We start from the raw sequence: 16,804 nt of genomic DNA, 5'->3' as shown, positions 1-16,804 counted from the left end.
CTGCCCACCCGCCGCTGATCACGACCTGGAGCCCCACCGATGCCCCGCGTCCTCCTCATCGAAGACGACCCCTCCGTACGCGAAGGCGTCGAGCTCGGGCTGCGCCGCCGCGGTCACGAGGTGCGGACCGCGGCCACCGGCGAGTCCGGGCTCGCCGCGCTCGCCGAGTTCCGTCCCGACCTGCTGCTGCTGGACCTGATGCTGCCCGGCATGAACGGCGTACAGGTCTGCCGCCGGGTACGGGAGGACAGCCAGCTGCCGATCATCATGCTCACCGCCCGCGGCGACGACTTCGACGTCGTCATCGGCCTCGAGGCGGGCGCCGACGACTACATCGTCAAACCCGCCCGCACCGAGGTCATCGAGGCCCGTATCCGTGCCGTGCTGCGCAGGATGGAGGCGCCGGGCGGCCGTCCGTCCGTCGAGTTCCACGGCGAACTCGCGATCGACCGCGCGGGGCTCACCGTCGCCAAGAACGGCGAACGCCTCGCCCTGGCGCCCTCCGAGATGAAGCTGCTCCTGCACCTGACCGCCGCGCCGGAGCAGGTGTTCAGCCGCCAGCAGCTGCTGGAACACGTCTGGGAGCACAGCTACCACGGTGACGCGCGGCTCGTCGACGCGTGCGTACGGCGGCTGCGCAACAAGATCGAGGACACACCGGGCAGTCCGCGCTACATACAGACCCTGCGGGGCTTCGGCTACCGCTTCGGACCGCTGTGACCCGCCGCCGCACGGGCGACGCGGCCCGTGACCGCCGGATCGCCCCCTTCGGGCTGCGCACCCGCCTCGTCCTCGCGTTCCTGCTGGTCGCCGCGGTCAGCGCGGGGACCACCGCCACCCTCACCTACCGCGAGGCGCGCAGCGCCGTCCTGGCCAGCGCCCAGGACACCGCGGTCGCCTCGTTCCGCGAGCAGGTCGAGACCCTGGCCCCGGAGCTGCCGATCGACCCGGCGATGCTCCGGGAGTACCTCTTCGTGATCGCGAGCAAGTCCAAGCCGCACCCCTGGGTCGTCTTCGCCGAGTACGGTTCGCTGCGCGTGTCCTCCGGCACCAACCCCGCATCGACCGTCATCACGCCGGATCTGCGACGCATGACCCTCGCCCGCTCCCGGGGCAGCTTCCAACGGGTCGTCAGCAATGGCGTTCCGTACCTGACCATCGGGGTGCCCGTCCTGGTGCGCACCGGCCCCGGCAGCAGCATGCCCAGCGGACTCGTGCTGTTCGCCGTGATGCGGATGACCGACGAGGAGGCGAACGTCGACGCCCTCGTCACCGCCGCCCGCGACGGGGCACTGCCCGGACTCGCCGTCGCCCTGATACCCGCGCTGATCGCGGCGCGCGGTGTGCTGCGCCCGGTGCGTCAACTCCGGCGCGCCGCCCGCTCGATGGGCAGCGGTCGGCTGGACACCCGTATCCCGGTCCGGGGCAGCGACGAACTCGCCGACCTGGCCCGCACGTTCAACGAGTCCGCGGGCCAGCTCGAACGGTCCGTGGACGAGCTGCAGCAGGCGGAGGCGAGGGCCCGGCGCTTCGCCTCCGACGTCTCGCACGAGCTGCGCACCCCGCTGGCCGGGATGCTCGCCGTCACCGAGGTGCTCGACGAGGACGCCGACGGCCTGGACCCGGACACCGCGCGGGCCGTGCGGCTGATCAGCGCCGAGACAGGCAAACTCGCCGTGCTCGTCGAGGACCTGATGGAGATCTCCCGGTTCGACGCCCGCGCGGCGGAACTGAACACCGACGAGGTCGACGTCGGCGAGACCGTCCGCAAGACCCTGGACCACCGCCGCTGGGGCGAGCGGGTCCGCACCGACCTCCCCGACGGCATCCGGGCGCGCCTCGATCCGCGGCGCTTCGACGTCGTCGTCGCGAACCTGGTCGGCAACGCGCTGCGGCACGGCTCGGAACCTGTCACCGTACGGCTGTCGGTCCAGGGCGAACTGCTGGTCGTCGACGTGGCCGACAGCGGACCCGGCATCCGGCCCGACGTGCTGCCGCACATCTTCGAACGGTTCTACAAGGCCGACGCGGCCCGCACCCGCTCGGCCGGAAGCGGGCTCGGACTGGCCATCACCCAGGAGAACGTCCGCCTGCACGGCGGGACGATCCGGGCCGTGAACGGACCGGACGGCGGGGCCGTCCTCACCGTCGAGATCCCGCTGCACGGGCCGCACGGGCCGCACGGCAGCCAGGAGGCGACGGCATGAGACGGCGCGTCCGCGCGGCGACGGCCTTGGCGGCGCTGCTCGCGCTCACCGGCTGCGGCATCCAGAAGACGGACGTCATCGAGGCGGGCGGACCGGCGACGCTCGACGTCCTGCCGGCCCGCGAGCACCGCATGATGGCGTTCTTCCTCTCCCCGGACGGACTGCTGGTGCCGTCGCCGAGATCGGTCGACACGACGGTCTGGAACGGGGCCGTCGGCCCGGAGTCGATCACTGCCCCGGAGCGGCCGTCGACCGCCAAGACGGTCGCGGCCCTCCTGGCCGGCCCGAACGCGGCCGAGAAACGGGCCGGGCTGAGCAACGCGCCGTCGCTTCCCGATCCGTCGACCGTGGTGGGGACCGAGGTGTCCGGGGGCACAGCGAGGCTCACCCTGGACACGTCGCTGGCCCCGCTGACCAGGGTCGCCCGGCAGCAGCTCGTGTGCACCGTCGCTTACGCGGAGAGCGACAACGGCGGTGTGCCGGTGGTCCTGGTGGGCGCGGACGGCGCACAGCCCGCCGCGACCTGCGACAACGGGGCCCGCCGTCCGGCGCCGACCGTGACCCCTTCGGAGACGGGCTGATCCCCCCGTAGCGATCGGCGGGACGGCCCCGTCAGCCGCGCAGCTCCGCCAGCACCGCGTCCGTGAACGCGGGCCACGCCTCGATCGCCCACGGCCCGAAGGCCCGGTCGGTGAGCGCCACGCACGCCGCCCGCGCGTCCGGGTCGATCCACAGGAAGGTGCCGGACTGGCCGAAGTGGCCGAAGGTGCGCGGCGAGGACGAAGCACCCGTCCAGTGCGGGGACTTGGAGTCGCGGATCTCGAAGCCCAGACCCCAGTCGTTGGGCTTCTGGTTCCCGTAACCGGGCAGCACACCGGACAGGCCGGGGTGGACGACCGTCATGGCCTCGAGCACGGTCCGCGCGTCGAGCAGCCGCGGCGCCTGCACCTCGGCCGCGAACCGCGCCAGGTCGTCGACGGTCGACACACCGTCCTTGGCGGGGGAGCCGTCCAGCGTGGTGGACGTCATGCCGAGCGGCTCCAGCACGGCCTGGTGGAGATAGTCGGCGAACGGGATGTCGGTGGCCTTGGCGATGTGGTCGCCGAGCACCTCGAAGCCGGCGTTCGAGTACAGCCGGCGGGTGCCGGGCGCGGCCATGGCCCGGTGCTCGTCGAAGGCCAGCCCCGACGTGTGCGCGAGCAGGTGCCGGACGGTGGCCCCCTCCGGGCCGGCGGGCTCGTCGAGCTCGATCGCGCCCTCCTCGTACGCGACCAGCGCCGCGTAGGCGGCGAGCGGCTTCGTCACGGAGGCGAGGGGGAAGCGCCGGTCCGTCGGGCCGTACGAACCGGCGACCGAGCCGTCCGCTCGTACGACGGCGGCCGCCGCGGTCGGTACCGGCCAGTTCTCGATCATCGCCAGGCTCTGCATGGCTACGAGCCTAAACGGTGCTACAGAGTCAGCCGCATCGCCGGGTCAGGGGTGCGGACGAAGCCCAGGGAGGCGTACAGCGGCTCGCCGTCCTCGGAGGCGCGCAGATCGATCTTGCGGACGCCGCGCTCACGGAACCAGCCGAGCAGCCCCTCCACGCAGGCGCGTGAACAGCCGCGGCGGCGCATGTCCTCGTCCGTGGCGACACTGAAGACATAGCCGCAGGTGCCCTCCGGGTTGCCCGGACTGCCGAGCCGGTACTCGATGGTGCCGACCGCGCACGCGGCGAGCCCGCCGCCCGGACGCTCGACGACGAACGCCGTGAGGGTGCCGTCCGGGTCCGCGAGCCGGTCGCGCAGCGTCGCCACGGCCGCGGGCTGCCAGCTGACATCGGGACTCGGCCCGGCGACGGAGTCCGTCATGACCTTGCGGAGACGGACCAGCTCTTCGGCATCGGCGGGGGTGGCGCGGCGGGAGAGGCTCATGATCAGCAGGCTAATTCCGGCCGTGCCGGAAATGCCAGCGGATTGAGCTTGCTTCGAGTGCACTCCAACGTTTTAGCGTGGAGGGCATGACGGTGATCGAGAGCACCCCCGCCAGGACCGATCTCTGCAAGGCCGCCCCCCGCGCGCACCCGCGTCCCGAAGGGCAGGACCGCTACACCATCAGCGAAGTTGTCGCCTTCACCGGACTCACCGCGCACACCCTGCGCTGGTACGAGCGGATCGGCCTGATGCCGCACGTCGACCGTTCCCACACGGGCCAGCGGCGGTTCACCAACCGCGACCTGGACTGGCTGGCCTTCGTCGGCAAACTGCGGCTGACGGGGATGCCCGTCGCCGACATGGTCACGTACGCCGAGATGGTCCGGGAGGGCGAGTCGACCTTCGAGGCACGCGCGGAACTGCTCCAGCGCACCCGGCGCGACGTGCTCGCCCGGATCGCCGAACTCCACGACACCCTCGCCGTCCTGGACCACAAGATCGAGTTCTACGCGGACGCCCGGCGGGCTCCGGAGAGGTCCTGAACTGATGAACGACAGCAAGATCGCACAGGTGCGCCTCGGCACGGAAGGACCCGTCGTCGGCGTCCAGGGCCTCGGCTGCATGGGCATGAGCGAGTTCTACGGCGACACCGACGAGGCGGCGGCGAGGGATACCCTCGAGGTGGCGCTCGCCGAGGGCGTGACCCTCTTCGACACGGCCGACGTGTACGGGCGGGGCGCCAACGAGGAGTTCCTCGCGCCGTTCGTCGCCGCGCACCGGGACGAGATCACGCTCGCCACCAAGTTCGCCATCGTACGGAACGACGACCCCCACTACCGGGCCGTGCGCAACGACCCCGCGTACATCCGGCAATCCGTCGAAGGCAGTCTGCGGCGGCTCGGCGTCGACGTCATCGACCTCTACTACATGCACCGGCGCGACCCGGCCGTGCCGCTCGAGGAGTCCGTCGGCGCGATGGCGGAACTCGTCGAACGGGGCCTCGTCAAGCACCTCGGGCTCAGCGAGGTGACCGGCGCCGAACTGCGCGAGGCGCACGCCGTGCACCCCATCGCGGCCCTCCAGTCGGAATGGTCCCTCTTCAGCCGCGACGTGGAGCGCAGTGCGGCCGGCGCGGCCGCCGAACTCGGTGTCACGCTCGTGCCGTACTCGCCCCTCGGCCGGGGCTTCCTCACCGGCGCGTTCACCGACGCCGGCAAGGACCTGTCCGAGGACGACTTCCGCCGCCACCAGCCCCGCTTCACGGGGGACAACGCGCAGCGGAACGCCGCGCTCCTGGAGCCCGTCCACAAGATCGCGGCGGCGCGCGGGGCGAGCGCGGCTCAGGTGGCGCTGGCCTGGGTCCACCAGCGTGCCGACGCCCACGGCCTGACGGTCGTCCCCATCCCGGGCACCCGCAGGCCCACGCGCCTGCGGGAGAACCTGGCGGCGACGCGGCTGGTCCTGACGGAGGCGGAGCTGGCGTCGCTGGAGCCGGTGGCGGGGCGGGTGGCGGGCGACCGGTACCCGGACATGTCGTCGACGTCGACGGCGCGGGAGTAGTACCTGCGGGGACGTTTCCCACACCCCTCCCTACGGCCTTGCGGTCGTGGGGGGATCCCCACTTCCCGTGACCGGGCTCCGCCCGGACCCGTCCACCGTGCTCCGCACCGTCCGCGTCCCACAGCCGTAAGTTCGGCTCTTGGCCTCGTGCCTGATAACCGGGTGGTGGCACCGGCGCTACATGGCCCCCGGCCACCGTCGCACCGGCCGCAGTTCGGTTGCCACTGAGCGGTCGGTGGGTGAGTGCCACACCGGGCTCAGCCCCAGGTCCGGCCGGCCGGTTCCTTGACGGTGCGGTTGAGCCGGTTGAAGAAGTTGGTCAGCGCGATCTCCAGGTTGATCGCGCCGATCTGCTCCTCGGTGAAATGGGCGTCGACCTCTTCCCAGACCTCGTCGGTCACGCCCTCCGCACCGTCCTGCAACCGCGTCGCGGCCTCGGCCAGCGCCAGTGCCGCCCGCTCCGCAGCGGTGTAGAACGGCGCCTCACGCCATGCCACCACGTTGTGCAGCCGCTCGTCGGTCTCACCGGCCTTCTTCCCCCCGGCGACACTGGCGTGGACGCACGCCGAGCAGCTGTTGATCTGGCTGACGCGCAGGTGCACCAGCACAAGCAGTTTCGGGTCGACGCCCCCGGCGGCTATCGCCTTGTGGAGGTGCTGGATCGCGGTCCACAAGTCGGGGTTGTTCGTGCTCTTGTTCTTGAGTCGGTTCTCCATGCGAGCGTGCTCTCCTTCATCGCGTTACGTTGCGGGGCTTGTGCCCGTCACCCCTATGACGGAGCGCCTTCCACGGAGGTAACGCCATGCCCGGTACCCGGCCCACGGATCCGATCGCCGATGCCTTCGAGTCCCATCGCGACCGGCTACGAGCCGTCGCCCACCGCGTGCTCGGATCGCACGCCGACGCGGAGGACGTGGTCCAGGAGGCGTGGCTGCGTCTCTCCCGCCAGGACACCGACACCATCCACAACCTCGGCGGCTGGCTGACCACCGTGGTCGGCCGCATCAGCCTCGATGTCCTGCGGTCGGGCCGGACCCGCCCGGAAGTCTCCTTGGACGACCGGCCGGCCGAGTACACCGTGACGCTCGACGACGGTCCTGCTCCGGAAGACCTCGTGGAACTCGGGGACTCCGTCGGCCTCGCGCTCCTTACGGTTCTCGACTCGCTGCGCCCGGACGAACGACTGGCGTTCGTGCTGCACGACGTGTTCGCCGTGCCCCACGGAGAGATCGGCACCATCCTCGGCAAGTCCGCAGACGCCACGAAGATGCTCACCAGCCGCGCCCGCAGAAAAGTACGGGCCGCCCCGCGGCCGGAGAGCGCAGGACGTCAGCAACGCGAGGTGGTGCAGGCCTTTCTGGCGGCGGCCGGCGACGGTCGGTTCGAGCAACTGCTGCAGGTTCTCCACCCCGAAGTGAAGTTCACCGTCCACACGCCCACCGGCCGGTTCGTCACCCTCGGAGCCACCGAAGTCGCCACCCGCGCACGAGTGGCCGGCGGTGCGGCACGCGGACACGCGGCAATCGTCAACGGCCGCCCCGGCGTCATCTCCTGGAACGAGGACGGCACCCCCCTCGCAGTCCTGGCCTTCACCGTCGCCGACGGCCGCATCACCGAGATCACCGCGGTGGTCGACCCGGCCGAACTCGCACTCATGGGCCTGCCGGACCCGGTGTGACTCCCTACCGGCGCTGGCCGCTCGTACTCGATGTGCACCTCCCACGGCCGCCGGGCCGTGGGAGGAGGGGAGAACACGCCCCCCCTCAGCGGCGACGCCCACCGTCACGCCCACCCGAACGCGAACACCGCGAACCCCACCGCCAGCGCCCCCGCCACCGCACGCGCACCCCGCGCGCCCTGCGGCCACGGCGTCTCGAAGACCCGCGCCCGGCGGGCGATCAGCGCCAGCAGGCACGCGAACACCGGCAGCCACGCCACCCTCGCCAGGATCCAGAGGATCGAGTCCGGCGGCGTGGTCAGGCCGGGGATCTCCCCGAGGAAGGACGCCGGTACGGCCGCCGCCAGCATCGCCGTCTGGTGCCAGCACAGGATCGTCATCGCCGACAGGTTGACGACGACCACCGGCGCCCACAGCGCGGGCCGGCTCAGCAGCCGGCCGAGCCGGCCGTGCAGCAGGATCGCCGCCCCGCTCTGCGCCGCGGCCAGCGCGAGGACCAGCAGCGACGGCGGATGCGAGTTGGTGCGGGCCTCGCCGGGCACGCCGACCATTGACGCCGGGTAGTCGAAGACGAGCAGCAGCATCGCGAACAGCGCCATGCCGCCGATCAGGAGCCCCCGCGCATGGCGGCGCCCGACGCGGCCCTCGCCCCAGCTCACTCCGAGCTGGTAGGCGAACAGCCAGCCGGGGAGGATGTTGACGACTCCGAGCCACCCCGGCACCGCGCCGGCGTCGGCGTACGGCCCGTACCGCAGCAGGTCGACCACCGCGACGGTGAGCAGCAGTGGCGCCGCCGCCCACGCGCCCATGCGGCGGGCGGCGCGTACGCAGTACGGGGTGAGGGCGGTGATCACTGTGTACACGCCCACGAACCACAGGGGTTGCACCACCAGCGTCGACCCGGTCCGCAACGTGTCGCCGGGTACCCCGAGCCACCACAGCACCGGGATCAGCACGGCCCACACGGCGGTGACGCCGAGGACCGGCCGGCCGAGGCGGGCGACGCGCTGCCTCAGCCACGCACCGGTGCTGCCGCTGCGGCGGTGGTAGGAGAGGACGGACGCGTGACCGCCGACGAGGAAGAAGACTCCCAGCATCTGAAGCACCCAGCTGACCGGCGCGAAGAAGCCGAACGCCGTGAGCGGGCTGGCGTTGTGCAGCGCGCCGTCCGTGTCGAGGGTGAAGCCGCCGAGCAGCCAGTGGCCGGTCGGTACGGCGAGCAGGGCGAGCGCCCGCAGCCCGTCGATGGCGCGGTCACGGTGGGCGGGCGTCTGGGCCTCGATCTTATCGACGAGCCTCATCGCGCCACTCCTTCCAGGCTTCCGCCCGCGACGGCGGCCCGGTCCCCGACGGCGGTCGGGTCCGCGACGCCGGCCCCGCCCGGGTCGGCGGCCCCGTTCGCGATCGCGGCGAACGCGCGCAGCGAGTCGGTGCCCGGCACGAAGTAGCCGGTGTGCCCCTCGGCCAGTTCCGCGGGGATCCGGCGGGCACCGAAGGACGGGTCGGTGGGGTCGTTGCCGTGGCCGAGGCCGAGGAGCTGCACGCCGGGGACCTTGGAGATCCAGTCGGAGTCGTCCTTGGCGGCCCAAACCCGCGCGTCCGTGCGCAGCTCGCGCACGTGGTCGGCGCGCATCCCGGGAGAGGCCAGCACCACGATGTCGCGGGCGTTCACCTCGTCGGCGGCGAGCCCGCAGACGACGGAGCCGTAGCTGTGGCAGAACAGCACGGGCTTCGGCGCGCCGGTCGCGGCGAGGCCCTCGGTGAACCGGGCCAGCCGCGCCGCGCCCGCCTCCGCGAGCTTCCCGGTCGCGGCGTCGAGACCGACCCCGACGGGCGTGGTGTAGCCGGTCCAGGCGACGACGGCGGTGCCCCCGCCGGCCGCTGCCCGCAGGGCGGTCGCCATGCCGGCGGGTGTGCCGTACGGGTCGCTCGCCCGGTCGAAGGTCCCGGCGTCGATGTCGGAGCCGGGGACGACCACGGACACCTGGCGGGCCCGCTCGAGGTCCCCGTGGACCTCGGCGACCTGACCACGGCCGCGCGGGTCGAAGGCGAGGATCTGCCGCCCTGCGAGCCGCTCGTACGCGGTGCCCCGCAGGGCAAGGTCGTTGGCCCGGTAGCGCAGCCGGACGGGCACGCCGTCGAGGTTGCCGACGACGAGCGGATGGCGGCGGACCAGCCACTGCCGCTCGTCGTCGCTCAACGACCCGAAGAACGCGGCGACTTCCGCGGGCGCCGCCGATGCCGGATCGGGCAGGGCCCGGCCCAGCGAGGAGTCCGCCGTCCACGCGGCGCTGCCCGGCGGCGGCCCCGTGACCGGGTGCTGTGCGTTGCCCGAGGCCCATCCGGTGGTTCCCGCGGCCACCGTCGTCGCGAACGCGACGGCGACCAGGGTCCTCTTGTAGCGGCGCATCGGCCCGCCTCCTTCTTCCCGACTCCGTTGCTGTGGCGGGAGGAAGGTAGGAAGGGGACGGGTGACGGCACGTCACACCGGGGAGCCAACTCCGGTGTCGTACCGGAGTATCACCGGGTGGAGGAGGGTGGGAGCGGCCGGTCCGGGCCTCAGCCCGCGGCCTCGCCGGGCCGGACCAGGCCCGACTCGTAGGCGAAGATCACGGCCTGGGCCCGGTCGCGCAGGTCGAGCTTGGCCAGCACGCGGCCGATGTGTGTCTTCACGGTCTGCTCGGCCAGCACCAGATGCCCGGCGATCTCCTGGTTGGACAGGCCCCGCGCGATCAGCTCGAGGACCTCCGTCTCACGCGGCGTCAGCCCGTTCAGCCGCAGCGAAGGGTCCCGGCGCGGGGCGGGCCGCTGTGCGGCGAAGTCCGCGATCAGCCGGCGGGTCACCGACGGCGCGAGGAGCGCCTCCCCGGCGGCGACGATCCGTACGGCGGCGATCAGGTCGGCGGGCGGCGCGTCCTTCAGCAGGAAGCCGGACGCGCCGGCGCGCAGTGCCTCGTACACGTAGTCGTCCACGTCGAACGTCGTCAGCATCAGCACCTTGGGCCGGTGCACGACGGCGGTCGGCGGGTTCAGCAGCTCACGTGCGGCGGCGAGCCCGTCCATCTCCGGCATCCGTACGTCCATCAGGACCACGTCGGGGTGCGTGGTGCGGCTGACCTCCACGCCCTTGCGGCCGTCCGGAGCCTCGCCCACCACATCGATGTCGCTCTGCGCCGCGAGCAGCGCGGCGAACCCGGCGCGCACCATGGCCTGGTCGTCGACGATGATCACGCGAATGGTCAACTGGCGTCCTCGGTCCGCTGGGTGTGCGTGCTGTTCCCGGTCCTGCCCGCGTTCTCAGCGGATGTCCCGGCGGTGTCGTCGGCGGTCAGGGGAAGACGTGCCGCGACCCGGAAACCGCCGTCCGGCAGCGGACCGGTGTCGAGACTGCCGCCGGTCAACCGTACGCGCTCCCGCATCCCGACGAGCCCGTGCCCCGTCCCCGTCGTCTCCAGGGGCGAAGTGGGCGCCGGGGCCGGGCCGTTGACGACCAGCACGGTCAGGTCGGACCCGTCGGACGTCACCGACACCCGCGTCGGCGCGCCGGGCGCGTGCCGTACGACATTGGCCAGCGCCTCCTGCACGATCCGGTACCCCGACAGGTCCACGGCCTGCGGTACGGAGCCGAGGTCCGCGGCGAGCGACAACTCCGCCGGCACCCCGGCCCGTACCGTCGCCTCCACCAACTGCTGCACCCTGTCCAGACCGGGCTGCGGGGCCCGTTCGCCCTGCGCGTCCTCGCTGCGCAGCACGGACAGCAGCCGCCGCATCTCGGTCAGCGACTCACGCGCGCTCGCCGCGATCGACGTGAACTCCTCCCGCGCGGCGTCGGGGAGGGCCTCGATCCGGTACGGCGCCGAGTCCGCCTGCACGGTGATCACCGACATGTGGTGCGCCACGACGTCGTGCAGTTCACGGGCGATACGGGCGCGCTCCTCGAGCAGCGTGCGCTGGGCCCGCTCCGCCTCGCTGATGGTCTCCTGCACGATCAGTCTGCGCTGGGCGTCACCGCGTTCGCGCAGCGCGCCGGTGACGACGAGGACGACGCCGCTGAGCACGAACAGCAGCAGATGCACGCCGTCGCTGAGTTCCTGCGAGACCAGTTCGAGCGCGAAGCCCGCCGCGCCGGTCGCCAGCCACACGGCAAGGAGCGTGCGGCGCGGCTCGCGCAACCCCAGGAAGGCCATCAGCAGCAGATGGCCGACAACGGCCATCGGGGTCCACGGCCAGGTCCTGTCGCCGGTGCCGTCCGCGCCGAGCAGCGCCAGCGCGCCGACCACGTCGGCGCCGAGGACGATCCACCATGCCTGCAGCGGGCGGGTCACGGCGAGCAGCAGCGGCGCGGTCTGCGCGGTGGCGAGCGCGCCGGCGACGGCGCCGCCGAGCTTGTAGTCCTGGGTCAGCACGGTGGTGGTGACGGGCAGCAGCGTGGCGACGAAGGCGAGGGCGACGCCGTACGGGAGCAGCCGGAGCCAGCGGCTCCCGGCGCCCCCGAGGAGGGGAGCGGTGGAGGCGGACGGCGTACCGAGGTCGGCGGCGAGCCGTCGTCCGGCACGCCGCGCGACGGCGCGGGCTCGGGCGCGGATACGTGTGCCGGCGCCGGGGCGGGTGGTTTCTGGCATGACGGGGTCAGCGTAGGCGGGGCGGGGTGGCCGGGGCGTCGTACTCCGGTCGTGGGTGGCGGGTCATACCGTGGTCCGATCCCCGTGAAGCCCCGTCACAGCTCCGCCAGGAGCTCCGCCTTCTTGCGGCTGAATTCCTCGTCCGTCACGAGCCCCGCCAGATGGAGGTCCCCCAGGTGACGTATGCGGTCCGCGATGTCCGCCGGGTCGCGGCGGGCGGCGGGCACGGTCAGGGCCGGGGTCTGGTTCTGGCGGCGGACGGATTCGAGGACCGCCGCGGCGAACGGCAGCGACTCGTGCACCGGTCCGTAGCCGAGCCCGAAGACGACCGCCGCCGGGTCCTGGTCCGCCGGCCCCGCGTCCTGCGTGCCGTCCGCGCCGCGGCGCAGCAGCCGCAGGTAGCCGTCGAAGACCTCCGGTGAGCGCCATTCGACGCCGCACAGTTCGGAGACGGCGAAACTCTGGTCGCCGGCCTTCCACTTCGCGGAGGAAGCCCCCGTCCAGAACCACCGGAACGCCACGTGCGAGCCGTCGAAGGACGCCTTCCCGTCGTAGGCCTTGAAGCCGAGCGGCGCCTCGGGCGCGGAGACGAGGTACTGGTCCGCGGGCCGGCCGGCGTCGGGGCCGAGGACGGCGCGCAGTTCGTCGGCGTAGTACTCGGCCAGCGTCTCCCGCTCGGCCGGCAGCACCAGGCGGTAGGGGTCGCACACGTCCTTGAGCTGCCCGGCGGCCGCCTCCATCAGCGGATCCGCGCCCGGTCTGGGCACAGCGTGCAGTACCACCGTGCCGCGCTTGCCCGGGGTGAGCGTCACCGATGCCAACGCCTCGTGCGGGATGCGGCGTTCGCGCAGCGAGGAGAGGAGCTTCGGTGTGCGGATCCCCCGTTCGAAGCGGATGAGCACGGAGTCGGTCTCGAACTCCCAGGTGGCTTGAATTCCGGCCAGCACATCACCCATGTGCCTCATCGTATGCGGCTCACGCCTGCGCGTCTTCCCTCGGCGGCCACCCCTTTTGGGCGGGCTCTACGCGCGTCAGCCCGCTCAGGCACCGGAAATACCACTGCGGCATGTGTCGGTGCCCGATGCGCAACTCACGTCGGCGTAGGCGCCGACACCCAGGCCGGCGAAATTGCGGACGCTCTCGGTTCCCGGCTCGAAATAGCCGGTATGGCCGACGGCGCCCTCCGCGGAGAGCACCCGCGCCCCGAACTCCGGGAGGACCGGGTCCTCACCGTGGCCGAGCCCGCCGACCTCCAGGTGCGGTACGCCCTCGATCCAGTCGTCGGCGTCGCGCATCGCCCAGATCCGGGCCTTCGTGTGCAGGCCGGCGACGTTCTCCGCCCGCATGCCGGGGCTGCCGGCGACGGCCACGTCGCCGACCCGGGCGGGCAGTTGCCGTGCGGCGACCCCGCAGACCACGGAGCCGTAGCTGTGGCAGAACAGTGAGACGGGGGAGCGTCCCGGAAGCGCCTCGGTGAGCTCGACGAGCCGGACGGCGCCGTTCTCCGCGAGCCGTCCGATGGCCGACTCCATGCCGACCCCGACCGGGCTCGTGTAGTCGCCCCATGCGATGACGGCCGTACGCATGCCGGGTGCGGCCGCCCGCTGGGCGGCGTACAGGGACCGGGCCATGCCGACCGGCGCGCTGTACTTGCGGGAGGTCCGCTGGAAGGTGAGCAGGTTGGTGTCGACGCCGGGCACGACCACCGAGATGCGCTGGGCCCTGTCCAGGTCCCCGAAGACCTCGGCCACCCGGCCGGCACCGGACGGGTCGAAGGAGAGGATCTGCCGGTCGGGGTTCATCAGCGCCTGGAACCGGTGCATCCGCCGTACGGCCTGCTGGTGTCCGGCGGCCGTGAGCCCGGGATCGCCCACCCGCTTGCGCTCGCGGGCGAGTGAGTCCGAGAGGGCCCTGCGGTTGGCCAGGTACCGGAGGGTGACCGGCGCCCCGTTCAGATTCCCCACGATGCGCGGGTAGTCCTTGGCGAGTTGCCTGCTCCGCTCGCCGCCGATCGACATGAAGAAGGCGGCGAACCGCTGCGGCCCGCTGTCCAGACCGGGCAGTTCACGGGCGCCTATACGTCCCTTGCTCCAGCCCGCCAGTTCGGCCTCGAGAGCGTCACGGGCGCCCGGCTGGTGCCGTACGGCGGTCCAGCCGGTGGTCGCCAGCATCACGAACACCACCGCGAGGGCGAGCAGGGTCCGCCACGCGGTCAGGGAGGGGGAGGAGTCGAAGGAAGTCACTGCGGGACACCCTAGGAGAAGGGTGCGGGCCTACACGAAGAGCGTGAGGTACATCACGTGTCGGAAGGGGGATTGATGGGGAGGAGGGTGACGTTCCGTGAGGCCCGGCGCTCGGCCGGGCACATTTCCCCTGCGCACGGCGGTCGTTGGGCGCGAGGAGGCGTCCTGCGCCTCAAGGGCCGGGCGGTGAGGGCCGCTCGCGGGTGCGCCAGTTCTCGGCCAGTGCGGGACCGAGGTGGTCGAGGAACGTCTCCGTGAGCGAACGGATCGCGTCGACGCTGGGATCCTCGCCCTGCCCCCACAGCCGCCCTGTGGCCCGCATCACGCCGCTGAACGCGGCCACGGCCACCCGGGGCCTGGGGTCGGCGTTCACATCGAGCCCCTCCCGTTCGGCGATGAGCCTGGCCAGCGCCTCCTCCGTCTCGGTGGAGCGGCGCATGTGCGCGGCGAGCAGCGCCGGGGTCGACTCGATCATCTGGAAGCTGCGCATGTACAGATCGAGCGGAACGATCTCCTCGACCGCTTCCCCGATGGCGTCCCAGGAGGCGAACACGGCGTTGCGCAGGGCCTCGAAGGGGCCTTCCTCCGCGGGGCGTCCGCGCAGCACCACGGCGTAGTGGGCCTCCAGGATCTCCTGGACGGCGAAGGCGACCTCTTCCTTGGACGCGAAGTAGCGGAAGAAGGTGCGCTGGGACACCTCGACGGCCTCCGCGATCTCGTCGACGGTCGTCCGCTCGTATCCCTGGGTGGTGAACAGCTCGAGGGCGACACGTACCAGTGCGTCTCGGGTGCGCTGTTTCTTGCGGGCGCGCAGCCCGGTCGGCTCGGCCGTGGTCACTTCATGTTCCTCATTTCGCTGCTTCCACCTGCGTCCATTGTCCGCTGAGTCACGTGACAGTTACCGACTAGTGAACTCGTTTGTCAACTGTCAGTCGCTGTCATTAGTCTTCTCGCATGACTAGTCAGACCACCGTCGAAAAGGCGCCGAGGGATCCCCAGGACTCCGCTCCGGCACCGGTCAAGGGGCTTCGCGGCCACCCCTGGCTGACCCTGTTCTCCGTGGCCATCGGCGTGATGATGGTCGCGCTGGACGGCACGATCGTCGCGATTGCCAATCCCGCGATCCAGGATGACCTCGACGCCTCGCTCGCCGACGTCCAATGGATCACCAACGGCTATCTGCTCGCACTTGCCGTGGCACTGATCACAGCCGGCAAGCTCGGTGACCGCTTCGGCCACCGGCAGACCTTCCTCATAGGCATCGCCGGCTTCGCCGCCGCCTCCGCGGCCATCGGCCTGTCCGACTCCATCCTGCTCGTCATTGTCTTCCGGGTGCTGCAGGGCCTCTTCGGCGCCCTGCTGATGCCGGCGGCGCTCGGCCTGCTGCGCGCCACGTTCCCCGCCGAGAAGCTGAACATGGCGATCGGCATCTGGGGCATGGTCATCGGCGCCTCGACGGCCGGCGGCCCGATCGTCGGCGGCCTGCTCGTCGAGCACGTCAGCTGGCAGTCGGTGTTCTTCATCAACGTGCCCGTCGGCATCCTCGCCGTGGTCCTCGGCCTGGTCATCCTGAAGGACCACCGCGCGGAGAACGCCCCGAAGTCGTTCGACATCCTCGGCATCCTGCTGCTGTCGGGCGCGATGTTCAGCCTCATCTGGCCGCTGATCAAGGCCGGGGAGTGGGGCTGGGGCTCCGCCGCCACCCTCGGCTGGCTGGCCGGTGCTGTGGTGCTGTTCGGCCTGTTCGCCTTCTGGGAGAGCAAGGTCGACGAGCCGCTCGTGCCGCTCGCCATGTTCCGGTCCGTCCCGCTCAGCGCCGGCGTGGTGCTGATGGTGCTGATGGCGTTCGCCTTCATGGGCGGCCTGTTCTTCGTGACGTTCTTCCTCCAGGGCGTCCAGGAGATGAGCCCGGTCGACAGCGGTCTGCGGCTGCTGCCGCTCACCGGAATGATGATCGTCTCCTCGCCGCTGGCGGGGGCGCTGATCACCAAGTTCGGCCCGCGTGTGCCGCTGGTCGGCGGCATGGTCTGCACCGCCGTCGCCATGTTCGGCATGACCACCCTCTCCGAGGGGACGGGCACCTTCGCGATGTCCCTCTGGTTCGCGCTCCTCGGCCTCGGCCTCGCGCCGGTCATGGTCGGTGCCACCGAGGTCATCGTCGGCAACGCCCCGATGGAGCTCTCCGGCGTCGCCGGCGGTCTCCAGCAGGCCGCCATGCAGGTCGGCGGCGCGCTCGGCACGGCCGTCCTCGGCGCGGTGATGTCCGCCAAGGTCAGCGCCGAGTTCGCGGCCAACTGGAAGGAGGCGGGCATCCCCGCCCCGGCGGACCCGCGGCTGGAGCAGGCCGCCGAGTTCGGCACCGTCCCCGGCGAACTGGCCCAGGCCCCCGGCATGACGCCGGACCTCGTCACCAGGATCGGTGACGTCATCCACGACACGTTCATGTCAGGCATGGGCCTGGCGTTCACGGTCGCCGGCATCGTCGCGGTCGTCGCGGCCCTGGTGGCCGTGCTCACCAAGCGTGGCGAGAACGCGGAGGCGGGTGCGGGCGCCGCCCACATCTGACGTCAACCGCGTACAT

17 protein-coding genes are annotated in these 16,804 nt (G+C 72.0%); 7 read left to right on the top strand and 10 right to left on the bottom strand.

The genetic code is table 11. From position 1 onward, the window contains the following. Positions 1-39 precede the first annotated feature (39 nt). The 3 genes from ACWGH4_RS15335 to ACWGH4_RS15325 are packed head-to-tail and all read left to right on the top strand — an operon-like array spanning position 40 to position 2,788. Positions 40-720, top strand: coding sequence for a response regulator transcription factor (locus ACWGH4_RS15335; protein ID WP_159692327.1), 681 nt, complete (start codon positions 40-42; stop codon positions 718-720). Next, positions 717-2,207 carry an ATP-binding protein gene (locus tag ACWGH4_RS15330; RefSeq protein WP_453460413.1) on the top strand — a complete coding sequence of 497 codons (1,491 nt, stop codon included), beginning with the start codon at positions 717-719 and terminating at the stop codon, positions 2,205-2,207. The genes ACWGH4_RS15335 and ACWGH4_RS15330 overlap by 4 nt, the downstream gene beginning before the upstream one ends. After that, complete coding sequence (locus tag ACWGH4_RS15325) at positions 2,204-2,788, top strand: hypothetical protein (RefSeq protein ID WP_453460410.1); 585 nt, start codon at positions 2,204-2,206, stop codon at positions 2,786-2,788. The genes ACWGH4_RS15330 and ACWGH4_RS15325 overlap by 4 nt, the downstream gene beginning before the upstream one ends. A 31-nt stretch (positions 2,789-2,819) precedes the next feature. Here the strand turns inward: ACWGH4_RS15325 and ACWGH4_RS15320 are convergent, their stop codons facing one another. Next, on the bottom strand, positions 2,820-3,635 hold the full coding sequence (locus tag ACWGH4_RS15320) for a serine hydrolase domain-containing protein (RefSeq protein ID WP_453460408.1): 816 nt from the start codon (positions 3,633-3,635) through the stop codon (positions 2,820-2,822). A 20-nt stretch (positions 3,636-3,655) separates the two neighbouring features. After that, positions 3,656-4,120 carry a GNAT family N-acetyltransferase gene (locus ACWGH4_RS15315; RefSeq protein WP_453460405.1) on the bottom strand — a complete coding sequence of 155 codons (465 nt, stop codon included), beginning with the start codon at positions 4,118-4,120 and terminating at the stop codon, positions 3,656-3,658. Between the two features lie 86 nt (positions 4,121-4,206). Here ACWGH4_RS15315 and ACWGH4_RS15310 point away from each other — a divergent pair, with 86 nt between their 5' ends. Beyond that, positions 4,207-4,662, top strand: coding sequence for a MerR family transcriptional regulator (locus ACWGH4_RS15310; RefSeq protein ID WP_441262840.1), 456 nt, complete (start codon positions 4,207-4,209; stop codon positions 4,660-4,662). A 4-nt stretch (positions 4,663-4,666) separates the two neighbouring features. After that, entirely contained in the window at positions 4,667-5,680 is a 1,014-nt protein-coding gene (locus tag ACWGH4_RS15305; protein WP_453460402.1) for an aldo/keto reductase, read from the top strand. A 257-nt stretch (positions 5,681-5,937) separates the two neighbouring features. On the opposite strand, the gene ACWGH4_RS15300 is transcribed toward ACWGH4_RS15305, so the two are convergent. Beyond that, positions 5,938-6,396 carry a carboxymuconolactone decarboxylase family protein gene (locus tag ACWGH4_RS15300; protein WP_453460399.1) on the bottom strand — a complete coding sequence of 153 codons (459 nt, stop codon included), beginning with the start codon at positions 6,394-6,396 and terminating at the stop codon, positions 5,938-5,940. Between the two features lie 86 nt (positions 6,397-6,482). On the opposite strand from ACWGH4_RS15300, the gene ACWGH4_RS15295 reads away from it, so the two are divergent. Further along, entirely contained in the window at positions 6,483-7,358 is an 876-nt protein-coding gene (locus ACWGH4_RS15295; protein ID WP_453460396.1) for a sigma-70 family RNA polymerase sigma factor, read from the top strand. A gap of 104 nt (positions 7,359-7,462) precedes the next feature. Here ACWGH4_RS15295 and ACWGH4_RS15290 read toward each other — a convergent pair whose 3' ends face one another. The 7 genes from ACWGH4_RS15290 to ACWGH4_RS15260 form a co-directional block, all read right to left on the bottom strand. Continuing rightward, the gene (locus ACWGH4_RS15290) at positions 7,463-8,659 is read right to left on the bottom strand and encodes an acyltransferase family protein (RefSeq protein WP_453460393.1); all 1,197 of its coding nucleotides are present in this window, start codon (positions 8,657-8,659) and stop codon (positions 7,463-7,465) included. Beyond that, on the bottom strand, positions 8,656-9,768 hold the full coding sequence (locus ACWGH4_RS15285) for an alpha/beta hydrolase (RefSeq protein WP_453460390.1): 1,113 nt from the start codon (positions 9,766-9,768) through the stop codon (positions 8,656-8,658). Before ACWGH4_RS15285 ends, ACWGH4_RS15290 begins: the two co-directional genes overlap by 4 nt. Before the next feature lie 149 nt (positions 9,769-9,917). Then, positions 9,918-10,601 carry a response regulator gene (locus ACWGH4_RS15280; protein ID WP_441262834.1) on the bottom strand — a complete coding sequence of 228 codons (684 nt, stop codon included), beginning with the start codon at positions 10,599-10,601 and terminating at the stop codon, positions 9,918-9,920. Beyond that, a complete protein-coding gene (locus ACWGH4_RS15275; protein WP_441262833.1) occupies positions 10,598-11,980 on the bottom strand; it encodes a histidine kinase in 1,383 nt (460 codons plus the stop codon). Before ACWGH4_RS15275 ends, ACWGH4_RS15280 begins: the two co-directional genes overlap by 4 nt. 95 nt (positions 11,981-12,075) lie before the next feature. Continuing rightward, on the bottom strand, positions 12,076-12,936 hold the full coding sequence (locus ACWGH4_RS15270) for a DUF4429 domain-containing protein (RefSeq protein ID WP_441262832.1): 861 nt from the start codon (positions 12,934-12,936) through the stop codon (positions 12,076-12,078). Positions 12,937-13,020: 84 nt separating this feature from the next. Beyond that, positions 13,021-14,223: an alpha/beta hydrolase gene (locus ACWGH4_RS15265; RefSeq protein WP_453460385.1), complete on the bottom strand. Its 1,203-nt coding sequence runs from the start codon at positions 14,221-14,223 to the stop codon at positions 13,021-13,023. A 172-nt stretch (positions 14,224-14,395) separates the two neighbouring features. Continuing rightward, positions 14,396-15,061 (bottom strand): TetR/AcrR family transcriptional regulator, encoded by a 666-nt coding sequence (locus ACWGH4_RS15260; RefSeq protein WP_453460382.1) that lies wholly within the window; start codon positions 15,059-15,061, stop codon positions 14,396-14,398. A gap of 116 nt (positions 15,062-15,177) precedes the next feature. Between ACWGH4_RS15260 and ACWGH4_RS15255 the strand changes: the two genes are divergently transcribed. Continuing rightward, on the top strand, positions 15,178-16,788 hold the full coding sequence (locus tag ACWGH4_RS15255; protein ID WP_453460380.1) for an MFS transporter: 1,611 nt from the start codon (positions 15,178-15,180) through the stop codon (positions 16,786-16,788). Positions 16,789-16,804 lie beyond the last annotated feature (16 nt).

It is taken from the genome of Streptomyces sp. NPDC054847 (assembly GCF_053610925.1).
This window is presented reverse-complemented; position numbering and strand designations above follow the sequence as displayed.